General features: G+C 35.6%; 17 protein-coding genes. 11 read left to right on the top strand and 6 right to left on the bottom strand.

Annotated features, from left to right (window positions below):
• Nucleotides 1-85 precede the first annotated feature (85 nt).
• Nucleotides 86-781, top strand: a complete 696-nt coding sequence (locus tag BLQ00_RS07490; protein WP_093142628.1) for a TlpA family protein disulfide reductase — start codon at nt 86-88, stop codon at nt 779-781.
• A gap of 400 nt (nt 782-1181) precedes the next feature.
• Here the strand turns inward: BLQ00_RS07490 and BLQ00_RS07485 are convergent, their stop codons facing one another.
• From BLQ00_RS07485 to BLQ00_RS07475, 3 genes are read right to left on the bottom strand one after another with little or no spacing between them, the layout of a single operon-like run.
• Nucleotides 1182-1553 (bottom strand): sulfite exporter TauE/SafE family protein, encoded by a 372-nt coding sequence (locus BLQ00_RS07485; RefSeq protein WP_093142626.1) that lies wholly within the window; start codon nt 1551-1553, stop codon nt 1182-1184.
• A gap of 9 nt (nt 1554-1562) precedes the next feature.
• The gene (locus BLQ00_RS07480; protein WP_093142623.1) at nt 1563-2492 is read right to left on the bottom strand and encodes a lytic transglycosylase domain-containing protein; all 930 of its coding nucleotides are present in this window, start codon (nt 2490-2492) and stop codon (nt 1563-1565) included.
• 58 nt (nt 2493-2550) lie between these two features.
• Entirely contained in the window at nt 2551-3216 is a 666-nt protein-coding gene (locus BLQ00_RS07475; protein WP_093142622.1) for an alpha/beta hydrolase family protein, read from the bottom strand.
• Nucleotides 3217-3730: 514 nt separating this feature from the next.
• Between BLQ00_RS07475 and BLQ00_RS07470 the strand changes: the two genes are divergently transcribed.
• A complete protein-coding gene (locus tag BLQ00_RS07470; RefSeq protein WP_093142619.1) occupies nt 3731-4030 on the top strand; it encodes a GNAT family N-acetyltransferase in 300 nt (99 codons plus the stop codon).
• 113 nt (nt 4031-4143) lie between these two features.
• Here the strand turns inward: BLQ00_RS07470 and mtaB are convergent, their stop codons facing one another.
• A complete protein-coding gene (mtaB, locus tag BLQ00_RS07465) occupies nt 4144-5481 on the bottom strand; it encodes a tRNA (N(6)-L-threonylcarbamoyladenosine(37)-C(2))-methylthiotransferase MtaB (protein WP_093142617.1) in 1338 nt (445 codons plus the stop codon).
• A 255-nt stretch (nt 5482-5736) separates the two neighbouring features.
• Between mtaB and BLQ00_RS07460 the strand changes: the two genes are divergently transcribed.
• Nucleotides 5737-7353: an ABC transporter substrate-binding protein gene (locus tag BLQ00_RS07460; RefSeq protein ID WP_093143919.1), complete on the top strand. Its 1617-nt coding sequence runs from the start codon at nt 5737-5739 to the stop codon at nt 7351-7353.
• A 66-nt stretch (nt 7354-7419) separates the two neighbouring features.
• Nucleotides 7420-7719 (top strand): hypothetical protein, encoded by a 300-nt coding sequence (locus tag BLQ00_RS07455; RefSeq protein WP_093142614.1) that lies wholly within the window; start codon nt 7420-7422, stop codon nt 7717-7719.
• A 1-nt stretch (nt 7720) separates the two neighbouring features.
• Here BLQ00_RS07455 and BLQ00_RS07450 read toward each other — a convergent pair whose 3' ends face one another.
• Nucleotides 7721-8896 carry a GlmU family protein gene (locus BLQ00_RS07450; protein ID WP_093142612.1) on the bottom strand — a complete coding sequence of 392 codons (1176 nt, stop codon included), beginning with the start codon at nt 8894-8896 and terminating at the stop codon, nt 7721-7723.
• 153 nt (nt 8897-9049) lie between these two features.
• On the bottom strand, nt 9050-9301 hold the full coding sequence (locus BLQ00_RS07445; protein ID WP_093142610.1) for a type B 50S ribosomal protein L31: 252 nt from the start codon (nt 9299-9301) through the stop codon (nt 9050-9052).
• Between the two features lie 255 nt (nt 9302-9556).
• Between BLQ00_RS07445 and BLQ00_RS07440 the strand changes: the two genes are divergently transcribed.
• The 7 genes from BLQ00_RS07440 to BLQ00_RS07410 all read left to right on the top strand — a co-directional run bounded on the left by BLQ00_RS07440 (nt 9557) and on the right by BLQ00_RS07410 (nt 16700).
• A complete protein-coding gene (locus BLQ00_RS07440) occupies nt 9557-10084 on the top strand; it encodes a DUF4199 domain-containing protein (protein WP_093142608.1) in 528 nt (175 codons plus the stop codon).
• An 8-nt stretch (nt 10085-10092) separates the two neighbouring features.
• Complete coding sequence (locus BLQ00_RS07435; protein ID WP_093142605.1) at nt 10093-11052, top strand: glycosyltransferase family 2 protein; 960 nt, start codon at nt 10093-10095, stop codon at nt 11050-11052.
• Nucleotides 11053-11105: 53 nt separating this feature from the next.
• On the top strand, nt 11106-12809 hold the full coding sequence (locus tag BLQ00_RS07430) for a phospho-sugar mutase (protein WP_093142603.1): 1704 nt from the start codon (nt 11106-11108) through the stop codon (nt 12807-12809).
• A 12-nt stretch (nt 12810-12821) separates the two neighbouring features.
• Complete coding sequence (locus tag BLQ00_RS07425) at nt 12822-14648, top strand: ABC transporter ATP-binding protein (RefSeq protein WP_093142599.1); 1827 nt, start codon at nt 12822-12824, stop codon at nt 14646-14648.
• Nucleotides 14649-15165: 517 nt separating this feature from the next.
• Nucleotides 15166-15717, top strand: coding sequence for an RNA polymerase sigma factor (locus tag BLQ00_RS07420; protein ID WP_093142596.1), 552 nt, complete (start codon nt 15166-15168; stop codon nt 15715-15717).
• Between the two features lie 21 nt (nt 15718-15738).
• On the top strand, nt 15739-16260 hold the full coding sequence (locus BLQ00_RS07415) for a hypothetical protein (protein ID WP_093142594.1): 522 nt from the start codon (nt 15739-15741) through the stop codon (nt 16258-16260).
• A 2-nt stretch (nt 16261-16262) separates the two neighbouring features.
• On the top strand, nt 16263-16700 hold the full coding sequence (locus BLQ00_RS07410) for a hypothetical protein (protein WP_093142591.1): 438 nt from the start codon (nt 16263-16265) through the stop codon (nt 16698-16700).
• The last annotated feature ends 4 nt before the right edge of the window (nt 16701-16704 follow it).

Genomic DNA, 16704 nt, shown 5'->3' with positions numbered 1-16704 from the left:
AAACGATTATTTCGAGCACTATATCTAAAAGTTCACCTCTGCTAACAAAAGCCTATCTACATTTGTACCATACAATAAGAAACGTATGGTACAAAAACTACTTCTTCTATTTTTATTAATCTCTATATCCGCTCAATCGCAAGAAATTGAGCCAGAAAACTTGTTTTCTACAAAGATTGGAGAGAACATAAAAAAATACCGCCAAAATTCTCAAGCCGCATATGCAGCTAAAGATTTTGAGCGTGCAGAATCTCTTTTTGATTCCTTAATTAATAATGTTGTTAACGAAAGTTATTTAGACAACTTTAAGGTGAAAAAACTTTCTGGTCGTAAAGTAGAATTATATGACTTTGAAAAGCCTGTTTTCTTAATGACTTACGCTTCTTGGTGTACACCTGGTGTTGGAGAAATTCCAGCTTTAAATGAAGTTGCTAATAAATTTCACGATGAGATTGACTTTGTAATTTTATTTTGGGATACTAAAAAGAACGTCAAAAAGATTGCTAGCGAGTACAGTTCTAAATTCACTATATTATATGTAGATGAAAAAGAGAACACACACGATCATATTGTACAAACTATGAAGCACAGCTTAGGCTTTCCTACAACATTCTTTATTGATGAGTCTAAAAAGATTGTTGATGTTAGAAGAGGAGTACTACACCCTTACAACGAGAAATACGATACTTCATTCAACTTAAACTACAATTCATTTGTAAATGGTATTGCACTTATTAAGGATTTCGCTGCAGAAACCGACAGAATTGTTGCAAAAGAGTAATCTTAAAACACATACATATTTAATTAAAGAGCACTTTTTAAGTGCTCTTTTTTTATTCTTACTATAATTGTATTTTTTATATACACGGACTGCATATTACTTTTAGCCATTGTAAAGCGCACGCTCTTGTCAGAATATAAAGACTATTCACTGCACTTTAAAACTATTAATAAGCAAGCTATAATAGGCTTCTTCATAAACAACCTTACACCGTACAGCTTACAAATTGGTGCGTCAACAAAAAAAAGCCTTGTAGATTCTTTTATAAGAACTTACAAGGCTTTTCAGTAAAACTATAATTATTTATAATCTGCTAAGTATTAAACTTCTTAAATACGTTACTTCAGAAAGCAAAAAGCGATACTAAAGAATAACTTTTAAAATTATAAGCCCTCTCAACTTATTTTGAAAAAAACATTTTCACAGCTGCAACAACCAAAATAACAGCAAATATCTTTTTAAGTATATTCTGCGGTATTGCTACTGCAAACTTAGACCCTATATAGCCTCCAATGACAAAAAAGGAGGCGATTAATATAGCGTATTTCCAGTTTATTGGGCTCCCATTTACGTGATATGTATACGCAGCAATAAATGTTACTGGAACCGCTAAAACAGCTAAACTAAGCCCTTGTGCTTGGTGTTGATTAAATCCTAAAAGGATGATCATTAATGGTACCATTATAACGCCTCCTCCTACACCCATAAATCCGCTAAGAATTCCTGCTAAAAGACCAATAATGATTAAAGACGCTATTAATGTTGTATTCATAAAGTATGTTTATTGTCCCATTGTATAATACCCGTTCTCTGGGATTTCAATGTAATATTCTTTCCCTGAGGCATTGTTTAAAAATGTATCTCTAAGCCAAGGATTGTGTATTTTTAATATTTTATAGTTAATCCCGTAATCTTTCGCAAATTTTGCAAAGTCCTCTACAGGCTTATCGACTAAAACTTTAAATGTAGGGACAGGAGTATACAAGTCTTTCTCTCTAAAGTTAAAACCATATTTCTGTGGGTTGCTTAATATTTCTTTGAAAGCTAAAATTCTAAATACGTACCGACTTGTTTCATCATTCAATAATAAATCGTAATAATCATCTACACCCTGACGCTGAAATTGTTTATTAACACCTGCATTTCCAGCGTTATACGCAGCAGCAGCAGTTGTCCAACTACCAAAACGCTCTTTCGATTTAATTAAGTACTCCGCAGCAACCTTTGTCGCCAATTCTAAATTATAACGCTCATCTACATAATCGTTAATTTCTAAGCCGTACTCTTTTCCTGTTCCCTTCATAAATTGCCAGAAACCAGAAGCTCCTGCATTCGAACGAACATTATCCAATCCACTTTCAGCCACCGCTAAATATTTAAAATCATCTGGAAGCCCATACTGAGCTAACAAAGGTTCAATTTTAGGAAAAAACTTATTAGCTCTCTTTATAATTAAAAACATATTTGATTGCCAGTATGTATTCACCAACAATTCTCTATCCATACGCTCTCTAATATCTGGATTATCTAGCGGCACACGTTCTCCCGCAAACTCCATATATTCAGGTAACGGAAGTGCATATACATTGTAATTATTAATTAACTTCTTCTCCATGATTTCGTCTGTAGACTCATCCTGCACTGCGTTAATACACAATCCACACACGCCGAAAATAACCACGGCCATCCCTATTTTCGATATAACATTCATAACTTAAAATTTTCAATAAAGATAAAAAATTAAGTAGGGTTACCATACGATAGTCCCTTTATTTATTCTCAATGACTTCAATTATCTTTTTAGAAATAACACTCCCTTTATTCAATATCATAATGTGGGTTCCTCCTGGAATTTGAATAGAATTTTCTATGTTTTTTACAGGAAAAACAACATCGCTATCCCCGTGAATATGGACAACTGCAGGATCGACTACTTTTCGTTGCCAACACACCATATTCTCTATTGCCCAATCTAAATATTGTTTATCCCGAACATGAAGGTATTCTTGATACAAACGCAATCGTTTTTCAGTTTTAGGTCCAATCGCAAATCGCGTAAGATCGTTAGCACTAAGCACAAGACTTGTAGGCACTAGTTTGTAAGCAAGTGTTTTCTTTACCACTTTTAAACGCGTCGGAAGCTCCTTACGCCGTTTCACACTAGAAATGATAATTAGTTTTCTCAAGGCTAAAAAAGAAGCCATCTCTTGAACCATAACACCGCCAAACGAAACTCCAATCAATACCGAATTAGGCTCCCTAACAAATGCTGCCATTCGTTTTGCGTAGCTTGACAAAGGTTCTTTCTTTTCAGGAATCAACCAATCAATTATGTGAAGTTCATAACGGTGTTTAGGCAACGAAATATTTCTAAAAATCTCTTTTCCGGCAGCGAGGCCAGGTACGAAATAAACATGAATCTTTTCAGTACTCATTTGTTTCCTCAAGTATATGGAGCATAATGCTAATTATTTGTAAGATTTTACGTAAATTTACAGAACAAATATAAAATTATCTGATAGTAATTGGGGCATTTACTTATGAAGAAAATTTTGAACTGTTGGTGTGTACGGAAAACTGAAAGTGATGCTATCACATTCCTAAAAAAATCCATACCCTTAGCGACAACAAAACTAGCACTCACAAATAGGATTTACTTAAAAAACAATTTTAAAATCCTTAGCCACTCTTTCAAAAGAATTACTCCGCAAACTAATGAAAACAATACCGTAAACAGAACGCCTGTTTTAAACTGTATTTCCTCTATAAAAAAAGAATTTCTTTCAAATAAAACAAAAATATTAACTGCTTTTAGCACAAATAATAGTCGTATTTTTACTAACACAAGGTAACAATCCTAACACCTTTTAACTCTTCCCCACTAACCTACTACAAGAAACAATAACCTTCTTAACAGGAGTCATTATAAACTATTTTAATTTATTCCCTATGATTGAAGATGTAGAAATTACTGATAATGAGTTTTTAAGACAATTTGAACTCGAAGTTGGTGATAATATGGCACGTATAGAGTATGCGCTCCAAGATCGGAAAATTTTCCTCACCAAGTATTTTATGCCCGAAGAAATGGAAGAACAAGGTTTTCGGAACATTTTTATCAAAGCCGTTTTTGATATCGTAAAAGAACGAAGCATTAGTCTCGTTCCTACCAGTCCAGAAATTGCTTCATTTTTAAGAAGCAACCGTAGGAAATATAAAAATTTACTTCCTGTAGGTATTAATATTTAAGAAGTAAGGGCGTTTCCCTTTCATTCTGCCGCTGGCAGAGCGAAAGGGTCGGGCGTTACGCTATATCTCTACATTGCTCGAAAAAAGCAATATAGAGGATGCCGCTGCAATCCCTAACGCGAGATTACAGGAGCTTCAACAAAAGCAAAGCGCACCAAACCATCCTCATCTATTTCGGTAAGTGAAACGGTCTGTAATGTGTTTACCAACGCAGGATTCCAAGGAGTTTTTACTTTCACGTAATTTTCAGTAAATCCGTGGATATATCCCTGTTTGTTTTCACTTTCAAACAAAACGGTACGTTCACTACCTAACTGACTTTCATAAAAGGCACGGCGTTTTTTAACCGATAAGCCTCGAAGCATTTTACTACGTTTTCTTCGCACATTCGCAGCAACAGCACCTTCCATCGTAGCAGCTGGCGTATTATCACGTTCAGAATACGTAAAAACATGCAAATATGAAATGTCCATTTCAATTAAAAAATGAAACGTTTCTAAGAAATGTTCTTCCGTTTCTCCAGGAAAACCGACAATAACATCCACACCAATACACGCATGTGGCATCACTTCTTTAATTTTTGCTACCCGCTCAGTATACAATTCACGCATGTACCTACGACGCATCAGTTTCAGAATGGCATTGCTCCCACTCTGCAACGGAATATGAAAATGAGGTACAAACGTTCTTGATTTCGACACAAAATCGATGGTTTCATTTTTCAGTAAATTGGGCTCTATAGAAGAAATTCGTAAACGTTCAATTCCAGGAACGGTATCCAACGCTTCACAAAGTTCAAAAAAGGTGTGTTCGTGTTTTTTATTCCCGAACTCTCCCTTTCCGTAGTCACCAATATTAACTCCTGTTAATACAATCTCTTTAATATCTTGTTTGGAAATTTCCGCAGCATTTTTCAAAACACTTTCCAACGCATCACTTCTCGAAATTCCACGTGCCAATGGAATGGTACAATACGTACATTTATAATCGCAACCATCTTGAACTTTCAAAAACGCACGCGTACGATCACCAATCGAATACGAACCGACGTAAAAGTCGGCATCTTCAATCTCACAACTATGAACCTCGCCAAAATCATTTTTTGAAAGGTCGTTGATATAATCGGTGATTTTAAATTTTTCAGTAGCTCCTAATACTAAGTCAACACCATGAACGTCTGCCAACTCTTGTGGCTTCAGTTGCGCATAACATCCCACTGCAGCTACAAATGCATCTGGATTTGCCTTTTGCGCTTGCTTTACAATGGTTTTAAAACGTTTGTCAGCATTTTCAGTAACACTACACGTATTAATTACATAGATATCTGCTTTTTCAGAAAAATCGACACGATCAAAACCCTCCTCGTTAAAGTTACGAGCAATGGTCGATGTTTCACTAAAATTAAGTTTACATCCTAAAGTATAAAAAGCGACTTTTTTTGTTGTATTCATGGGCGTATTAAAAGGCTTGCAAAAGTACAAACTATATTTGGTTCTTTCAACTCTAGAAGAATTAGCTACACAACATTAAAACTCTCATAAATAATAACTTATAGAAAAACAAAGGTGTCAATTGTTCAAATTTCAAAAAGGCATCTTTTATAATTGCAATTTTATCCCTCAAAAATAAGCAGATGGTCTTTAAAAGTTTCAGAAAGAAGATTTAAACCAATATATTCGTATGTAGTTAGCAAACCATATATTTTGATACAAAAACATCTTTCTTTTTTATTTATAATTAGTGTCATTTTTAGCTTCTATTCGTGCGAAACTGAAGCAACTAAAAATAAAGATCACTTAATTTTTAGATATAACGAACACAGCAATATCCCTACTCTAGATCCTGCCTTTGCTCGGAATCCGCAAAGTATTTGGCCTACCAATCAATTGTACAATGGATTGGTACAATTGGACGATGCACTAAACATACAACCCGATATTGCAAAAAGTTGGACGGTAAACGACACCACAAACACCTATACATTCACACTTCGTAACGATGTGTATTTTCATAAAAACAAAGTATTTGCCGTCAATTCTCAAGATTCTACTCGTACGGTAGTCGCTTCCGATTTTACCTATAGTTTTGATCGCTTGCTCGACGAGAAGGTCGCTTCTTCAGGAAGTTGGGTGCTTCAGAACGTACATAGCTATCGTGCCGAAAATGACACGACATTTACCATTCAGCTTAAACAGCCTTTCCCTCCTTTTTTAGGGTTACTTTCCATGCGCTATTGCTCGGTGGTTGCTCAAGAAGCCGTTACTCATTACGGTAGTGAATTCCGAAGAAATCCGGTAGGAACTGGTCCTTTTCAGTTTAAATTATGGGAAGAAAATGTAAAATTAGTGCTTCGGAAAAATCCGTTGTACTTTGAAAAAGACGAACAAGGAAACCAACTTCCGTACTTAGAAGCGGTGGCTGTTACATTTTTACCCGACAAGCAAAGTGAGTTTTTACAGCTTGTACAAGGGAAAATTGATTTTATCTCAGGACTTGACAGTTCGTATAAAGACGAATTGGTAACCACCCACGGAAAGCTACAAGAAAAATACAAAGACAAGCTTCAGCTAAACACAGGTCCTTTCTTGAACACAGAATACTTAGGTTTTTTTTTAGATACAGAATCGCCAGAGATTACTTCAAAAACACTTCGACAAGCTATTAATTACGGTTTTGATCGCGTGAAAATGGTTACTTACCTTAGAAATGGCATGGGAATTCCAGCTGTAAACGGCTTTATTCCGAAGGGATTACCAGGGTTCGAAGCCATTGATGGCTATTCGTACCAACCCGAAAAAGCACGCGAGCTAATTGCGCAATACACACAAGAAACGGGCGATGCAACTCCAGAAATAAACATCGGAACCAACAGTCAGTATTTAGATTTATGCGAATTTATACAACGAGAACTTGAAAAAATTGGCATTAAGGTTACCATAGATGTAATGCCACCTTCTACGCTTCGCCAAATGAAATCTACGGGCGAATTGGACATATTTCGCGCTAGCTGGGTGGCAGATTATCCTGATGCCGAAAATTACTTATCGTTGTTTTACAGTCCGAACTTTACACCCGACGGCCCCAACTACACACACTTTAAAAATGAGACTTTCGATAGTTTATATGTAAAAGCACAAGGAATTTCTAACATTGATGATCGAAAAGCTTTATACACCCAAATGGATTCAATTGTAATACAAGAAGCTCCTGTAGTACCTTTGTTTTACGATATGGCAGTACGTTTTGTGAATAAAAAAGTAAGCGGTTTGGGTAGTAATCCGCAGAACTTTTTGGTATTAAAACGTGTGAAGAAAGCAAAATAAGGGTTCGATTACTTTAACTTAAATTGTAACAGAACGCTTTACTCCCCGTCTAATAAATAAAAGCCTATGAAGTATAAAAGCACAGGAACACGGGCAGGACATAAACTATTTGTACGAAAACGAGAAACTCCATTTGATAAAAATCAGTCTTTCAATAGTACATTTGGCACCTTTGAAGACCATAAAGAAATGAAAACGTATGAGTACGCGGCTTTTCAGAAAAAAGTCTTTAAAGAAAAAGCACTTCAAAAACGCAAAAAGAAGCTTCTTATCCTCATAACTTCGATTATCGTGCTGCTCATTATTCTAGCTGCGCCTTCCATATTCAAATTTATACTTAGCTCCGACTATTTAAATGTAAATTAGCTTAATCTCTGCGCCACTTGGCCGTTTCTTCAAAAATATGAGTTAAGATATTCGCATCAACTTCTGTAAATTCGAGCGCGCGTCTAGACATAACCACTTTTGCAACTTCAAATGCTTTTTTGGTTAAATAGGTTGTCATTCCAGCGCTTCCACCCCAACTAAAACTAGGAACAAAATTACGTGGAAATCCGCTTCCGAAGATATTTGAACTCACTCCAACCACAGTTCCTGTATTAAACATGGTGTTAATTCCGCATTTACTGTGATCTCCCATCATAAGTCCACAAAATTGCAAGCCTGTTCGCGCAAAACCTTCTGTTTCATAATCCCAAAGACGTACTTCTGCATAGTTATTTTTAAGGTTCGAGTTATTGGAATCGGCACCTAAATTACACCACTCTCCCAATACCGAATTCCCCAAGAAACCATCGTGCCCTTTGTTTGAAAAGCCAAAAATCACAGAATTACTGACTTCTCCACCTACTTTACTATGCGGTCCAATAGTTGTTCCACCGTAGATTTTAGCGCCCATTTTTACGGTTGCATGTTCGCAGAGTGCAAAAGGTCCGCGAATCATGGCACCTTCCATAATTTCGGCATCTTTACCAATATAAATTGGGCCATCTGTAGCGTTAAGAGAACATAAAGGTAGTTTTGCACCCTCTTCTATAAATATATTTTCTTTGTGAAAAGCGACTGTATATTCAGGAATGGGTTGCGATTCCCTTCCTTCCGTTAGCATTTCAAAATCTCTTTGAATGGCTTCCGCATTTTTTGAAAATAAATCCCAAGTATGCTCAATGCGAAGCACATCGTCCTGCGTATACTCAACAACATCAAAAGTATCAAAATCGATTTCTTGATCTTCCGTAGAAAAAAAGGCAAGTGGCTCGTCTTTATAAAAAATAGCTTGATTTTCTGAAAGCTTTTTAATGAGCTGTACTAAATTTTCCGAAGGAAGAAAAGAAGCATTAATAAGTACATTTTGCTCCAACTCGACCATTGGATATTTTTCTGAAAGATACTCTTCGGTAACTGTAGTGGTTGTAGAACCTAACAATCGCTCCCATTTTTCACGAATGGTCAAAATCCCAACACGAATATCGGCAACTGGGCGTGTAAATGTGAAGGGTAATAATTGGTTTCGAACTGTTCCGTCAAAAAGAATGTAATTCATCTACGTAATTTTAATTGATACTTTGAGCGTTAAAGATACTAAAGAAGTTTTGGTGCAAGATAGGTTGCCACAAAAAAAAGCCTACGATTTCTCGAAGGCTTTAGTAGTTGTTTCCCAAAAGTTACTTGTTGCAACTTTTTAGGCAATCGAAATTTATTTTTTAAATTTCGCGTATTTCGTTTTGAACTTGTCAATACGTCCTGCAGTATCGATAAGTTTAGATTTACCAGTATAAAATGGGTGAGATGTTCTAGAGATCTCCATTTTTACTAATGGGTACTCAACGCCATCTACTTCTAAAGTTTCCTTTGTATTAGCGGTAGATTTAGTAATAAAAACGTCTTCGTTAGACATGTCTTTAAATGCTACTAATCTATAATTTTCAGGATGGATTCCTTTTTTCATTGTATCTATGTTTTAAATTGTCGCTCCCATAATTCAAGGATTGAGGGTGCAAATTTAAGTATTAATTACATACTTGCAATAATTTATTTCATTTTTTTATTCTGAAAAGATACAGATCGAAAAATAATGCTCGTTTAATCGCGTAAAACGAAGCTATTACTACCCTTTCGTACACAAAAGATGAAACTCTCCACAAAGATTATGTAACGTTTTGCTATCTTTGTTTACTAACTAGCCAAACCAAAAATAATAAATATGGAAACACAAACCGCATCTGTAAAAAAAATCGCTATTCCCTATGGGATTGTTTTAGCATTAGCAACCATCTTCGTCTCTGTAATCGTCTATGCTACAGGAATGACGTACGAACAGCCTTGGTGGCAAAGTGTATTAAACTTCGCCGCAACAATTGCCGCTATTGTTTACGGAATTAAAACATTTAAAAAAGACAACGACGGATTTTTATCTCTTGCGGAAGCACTGAAAACTGGATTGGCCATTGCATTAATTGCTGGAATTATAGGTTCTATCTTTACCTATATATTTGTTACAATAATCGAACCCGATTTTGTGGTCAATATGTTAGAAGCGTCTCGCGTTAAAATGATCGAGCAAAATCCAAACATGACCGAAGAGCAAATGGAAATGGGACTTGGTATGGCAGAAAAAATGATGAGCCCAGGAATTATGGTTGCAATAGGTATTATTGCCTCTCTTTTCTTCGGATTTATTATTGCATTAATTTCAGGACTTGTAATGAAAAACAATCGTCCAACTATCTAAACTACTAAATGAATTTATCTATCGTTATTCCTCTACTCAATGAGGAAGAGTCAATAAACGAATTATACCATTGGATTGCAAAAGTTATGCAATCCAATGGTTTTTTATATGAGTTGATTTTTATCGACGATGGAAGCACCGATACTTCTTGGGAGCTTATTGAAGCCCTTTCAAAAGAGCATACAGAGGTAAAAGGAATTTGCTTTTTGAAAAACTTCGGAAAGTCACAAGCGCTGCATGCAGGTTTTGCGGTAACCAAAGGAGATGTTGTAATTACCATGGATGCCGACTTACAGGACAACCCTGAAGAAATCCCTGAGTTATATAACATGATTGTAAAAGATGGGTACGATCTTGTTTCCGGTTGGAAAAAGAAACGCTACGATTCTGTACTCAGTAAAAATTTACCTTCAAAACTATTCAATTTTGCCGCTAGAAAAACATCTGGTGTCTCGTTAAACGACTTTAACTGTGGCCTCAAAGCCTACAAAAGTGAAGTGGTAAAAACGATTGAAGTAACGGGAGACATGCATCGTTACATCCCTGTACTTGCTAAAAATGCAGGTTTTAGTAATATTGGCGAAAAAGTAGTACAGCATCAAGCCCGCAAATACGGAACGACAAAATTTGGAGCAGAACGTTTTGTAAGAGGCTTTTTAGACTTAATTACCATTTGGTTTCTTTCCCGTTTCGGAAAACGTCCCATGCACCTTTTTGGAGCCTGGGGAGCTGTCACCTTATTTATAGGCTTTTGCCTTGCTATTTATCTAGGAATCGACAAGTTGTTTATTAACCCCTACGGCAGATTAATCACTGAGCGACCACAATTTTACATTGCATTAACCGCAATGATTTTAGGATCGCAATTATTTTTAGCTGGTTTTTTAGGCGAATTAATCCTAAGAAGCAAGAAAGATGCTAAAAACTACATTATTAAAGAGCGGTTAAACGTTACTCAAAAAGAGTAAGTTTCGTTATTTTTGCGTCTATATTTTGCGCAAAAAACCACTAATACCAAAGAATGATTCACGTAGACCCTAAAATTTTAGAACGCCTTAATAAATGGCTTACTCCTTTTTTTGACGAACAAACGCAACATACCATTAAGGAAATGATTGCGCACGATCCCGAAGGATTGGAAGATAGTTTTTATAAAAATTTAGCGTTCGGAACGGGTGGTATGCGTGGTGTTATGGGCGTTGGAGACAACCGAATCAACAAATATACCTTAGGTAAAAACACCCAAGGAATTTCCAATTACCTAAAAAAACAATTTCCAAATACAACGTGCAAAGTAGCAATTGCCTACGATTGCAGACACAATAGTAAAGAATTAGCAAAACTGGTTGCCGATGTATTTTCGGCCAATGGAATTGAAGTGTTTTTATTTTCTGAATTACGCCCAACTCCCGAACTTTCTTTTGCGGTAAAACATTTAGGTTGTCAATGCGGAATTGTACTTACAGCCTCTCACAATCCGCCAGAATACAACGGATACAAAGTATATTGGGAAGATGGTGGACAATTAGTACCGCCACAAGATGCTGAAATTATTGCTGAAATTAATGCCTTAGAATACACAGACATCAAATTTGAAGCAAACGAAGCGCTTATCCAATTAATAGATACCGAAGTTGACAATGCCTTTGCGGAAGCTTCCATCAAAAACGGAAGTTTTAATACTTCGCAAGAAGCAAAAGATAATTTAAAAATAGTGTTTACGTCCCTCCACGGAACGTCTATTACTATGGTTCCGAAGGTACTGGAACAAGCTGGATATAAAAATGTATCCTTAGTGGCAGATCAAGCGATTCCTGATGGTGATTTTCCAACTGTAGCTTCTCCAAACCCTGAAGAACCTGCTGCGCTTAAGATGGCATTAGAATTGGCGGAAGAAACCAATGCAGATATTGTAATTGGTACCGACCCTGATTGTGATCGCCTCGGAATTGCAGTTCGAGATGCAGAAGGAAAAATGGTTCTCTTGAACGGAAACCAAGCAATGGCTGTAAAAACATACTTTTTACTACAGCAATACAAAAAACAACATAAACTTACAGGAAACCAATTTATAGCTTCTACCATTGTTTCTACACCAATGATTGAGAAAATTGCAACGCAGTTTGGTGTCATCTATAAAGAAGGCTTAACAGGTTTTAAATGGATCGCCAAAATGGTAAAAGACTTCCCAGAACTCGAATTTGTGGGCGGTGGTGAAGAAAGCTTTGGTTATATGGTTGGTGGTTTCGTTCGCGATAAAGATGCAGTAACCGCTACCCTACTCGCTTGCGAAATTGCAGCTCAACAAAAAGAAGCTGACAGTAGTATTTACGAATACCTTCAGGAGATTTATGCACAAACTGGGTTCTACAAAGAACATCTAATTTCGTTGGTTAAAAAAGGAAAGAAAGGTGCTGAAGAGATTTCAGAAATAATGAAAAATCTACGTGAGAATCCGTACACAGAAATTGCTGGAAGCCCTGTAATTCGAATTGAAGATTACGATGCAAATACTGCTATTAATGTACTTAAAGGTGTTTCTGAACCACTTAACATTCCGAAGTCGAATGTGTTAATTTACTACACCGAAGACGGAAGTAAAATTGCAGCGCGTCCTAGCGGTACCGAACCTAAAATAAAGTTTTATATTTCTGTTAATGGTGCCGAAGAAGCTCCGCTTCAGAAAAAAATAGAGAATATCATTTCACATTTAAATTTGGGGTAAGCTCCACAACGAATGAACTACTTTAAAAAAATACTTCGCTATGCGATTCCATATAAAAGCTATGCGTGGCTCAATATTATTTCCAATATTTTTTACGCATTATTTGGAACACTAGCTTTTGTCTCTCTAATGCCAATGCTGAAAGTACTTTTTGGAAACACTGAAAAAGTGGTTGCAAAACCAAGCTTTCAAGGATTGATGAAAATTGGGGACTATTTTGAAGATTACACCAATTACTACGCTAACAAATCTATTGCTGAGTCGGGCGAATTAGATACCTTGATGATCATGATTGCTTTGGTGATAGGTACATTTTTACTAAAAAACCTATTTGGGTATTTAGCGATGTTTTTTATTACATTTCTTCGGAATGGGGTTTTAAAAGACTTACGTAATGATCTTTACAAAAAAACGATTGATCTTCCTGTTTCCTTCTATTCTGAAAAACGCAAGGGAGATACCATCGCACGTATCACTAGTGATGTATTAGAAATACAACATTCTTTCCTTTCAATTTTAGAATTAATTGTTCGTGAGCCATTAATGATTTTATTTACCATTATCGCCATGCTAGCAATTAGCCCGAAGCTTACTTTATTTGTTTTTATTTTCATTCCGTTGTCGGGTTTTATTATTTCGAGAATTGGAAAAAGCCTAAAGAGACACAGTGATAAAGTACAACAGGAACAAGGATTCTTCTTATCTATTTTAGAAGAAACACTTGGCGGACTTAAAATTATTAAAGGATTTAATGCTGAAAAAATATTCAACAAACGTTTTGAAGATTCAACACAACGTTTCTTCAAATTTTCGAACATACTTTTAAACCGTCAGAATCTTGCTTCTCCAACTAGTGAGTTTTTAGGAATTGTAACCATTTCCATATTATTATGGTATGGTGGATCTATGGTTTTAATTGAAAAAACATTACCCCCAGAATCCTTCATTATATATATGGGGCTTGCCTATAACATTCTTACTCCTGCCAAAGCGATTAGTAAGGCAAGTTATAATGTAAAGAAAGGAAACTCGGCAGCCGAACGTGTATTAGAGATTCTAGAAACGGAATCTTCTATTAAAGACGCTCCAGATGCTATTGAAAAAGAAGGCTTTACTCAAAATGTAAATATTGAAAACATTTCGTTTAAATACGAAGACGAATGGGTATTGGATGAGTTTACACTAAATGTTCCCAAAGGACACACAGTTGCGTTGGTAGGACAAAGTGGAAGCGGTAAAAGTACCATTGCAAATCTTGTAACGCGTTTTTACGACGTTAACAAAGGTGCTATCATTATTGACGGTGTCAATATTAAAGACATGACGCAAAAATCATTACGTAGCTTGTTAGGCCTCGTTACTCAAGATTCTATTCTATTTAATGATACTGTAAAAGGAAATCTAAAAGTTGCCAAAGAAGATGCTACCAATGAGGAAATTATTGAAGCCCTTAAAGTAGCTAATGCTTGGGAGTTTGTTGAAGGTTTACCGCTAGGAATCGATACAAACATTGGTGATAGTGGAAACAAGCTAAGTGGTGGACAAAAACAACGTTTAAGTATTGCGCGTGCGGTACTTAAAAATCCACCGATTATGATTTTAGACGAAGCTACGTCTGCTTTAGACACGGAAAGTGAACGTTTAGTTCAAGATGCTTTAGAGAATATGATGAAAAATCGTACATCCATTGTCATTGCACATAGACTTTCTACCATTCAAAATGCAGACATGATAGTTGTTTTAGCCAAAGGTAAAATTGTAGAACAAGGAAAACATCAAGAATTACTTGCTAAAAAAGGAATGTATTACAGCCTTGTAGAAATGCAATCACTCTCATAAGAAAACCTTCAAAATAGAGCATAAAAAAAGAGCGGTTGGGGCTCCGCTCCTTTTAAGTCTGTATCACCACAATTGGGGCTCGTGGTAATACGTTTAACATAAGTAAGTTATAATGATTCAAATATATCTAAGTTTCAGATAACTACCAAATACATTTTGCTTTTAATCTTTATTTAATGCTTTTTATCGATTTTTGATAGTAAATTATTTTTATTTTCCTACAAAATGTCGATTCTTTTTTTTCGTTCGATTTAGCGTATAAAAAAACGGGCTAGCCCCCGCTTAAGCCCGTTTTTAGTATAATCCTATTAAATGCTTTGCTGTTTGAGAAAGCGTTCATTAAATAGTACATGTCAAAAATAGTAATTATTTTCCTACAAAAAAAATAAATTCCTACTTTATCGGAAAAAAATGCATTTTATCGATTTTACCAGCTTCTTATGCACTCAAAATAAATATACTAGCAGGTTAAACCTTTTAATAGTAAATTAGTCATAGTATTAAAATGAATTGATTCGTGGTTAGTGAAATTGAATTAATAGATGCTCTTCAATCAAAAGATGAAAAAGAGGCAGCATTCCGATCCTTAGTATCCCAATACAAAGAACGTTTGTATTGGCAGATACGCAAAATAGTATTGGATCACGACGACACAGACGATGTACTTCAGAATACCTTTATAAAAATTTTTAAAAATATAGATAATTTTAAAGCAGACAGTAAACTTTATACTTGGATGTTTCGCATTGCAACCAATGAAGCGATCACATTTATCAATAAGAAAGCAAAAAGAGGAAACATCACAATTGAAGCTGTTAAAGACAAAGCAATCGCAAACTTAGCATCTGATGTTTATTTTGAAGGAGATGCCATTCAGCTTCAGCTTCAGAAAGCAATTGCAACACTTCCACAACAACAGCAACTTATTTTTTCGATGAAGTACTTTGAAGATCATACCTACGAAGAACTTTCAGAAATCTTAGATATTACGGTGGGCGGACTAAAAAGTAGCTATCACCTTGCAGTAAAAAAAATTACTGCCTATGTAAAGAACAATGAAACCTTTTAATCTTTTAACAGTCATATTATTGTGAAGAATACTAAAAACATACACGGCTTTAAAACTCCAGAAGGATACTTTGATTCTTTTGAAGATGATTTATTTGCCAAAATAGCTTCAGACGAACTCCCTAAAAAAACGGGCTTTAAGACTCCAGAGGGCTATTTTGATTCGTTAGAAGAAGATATCATGGCTAAAGTAGTTGTTTCAGAAGTAAAAGAAGAAACACTCGTTAAAGAACCAAAAGTGCTTCCGTTATTTAGAAAACAAACATTGGCATATGTGGCTGCAATTGCGGCTTGTTTTATCTTGGTATTCTCGTTAGTAAATCAGAAAGAAAGTGTTTCAGATCAAGTTAACAAGCTTCAATTTGCAGCTGTTGACACTTATATAGACGATGGAAATCTTGCGATTGACTCGTACGATGTTGTTTCGTTATTAACTGACGATGATATTGACAACCTATCTTACGAAGACGAACTGTTTTCCGAAGAAAATCTAAAAGAATACCTTTTAGATCATATAAATGAAGAAACTTTATTAATACAATAAAAATGAAAAATATATTCCTAGCGTTCTTTTTACTAAGTATGGGACTCCACGCCCAAAGCGGAAAGCACGAAAAAATAAAAGCTTTAAAAACAGCTTACATCACTTCAGAACTAGAACTATCGACTGCTGAAGCTGAAAAGTTCTGGCCTGTTTATAACGATTTTGACAACAAATTGCATGACATTAGAAAAGCAGAACGCCGAGAAATTTTCGAGAAATTTAAAGCCGGTATCGACAATTTAACCGATGAAGAAGCAAATGCTCTTATTGATAAAGCGTATCAATTAGAAGCTACTTCCCTTCAACTACGAGAGGATTTAACCAAAAATTTACGGAAAATTATTTCTCCAAAGAAAATTATCAAACTTCGTAAAGTAGAAGAAGATTTTAAGAAAAAGCTATTAGATCGCTATCGAAACCACAAAAAGAGTAACAAGTAAACGG

Source organism: Ulvibacter litoralis (assembly GCF_900102055.1).
Classification (GTDB): domain Bacteria; phylum Bacteroidota; class Bacteroidia; order Flavobacteriales; family Flavobacteriaceae; genus Ulvibacter; species Ulvibacter litoralis.
Note: the sequence above shows the minus strand (reverse complement) of the source record. Positions and strands in the feature narration are given on the sequence as shown.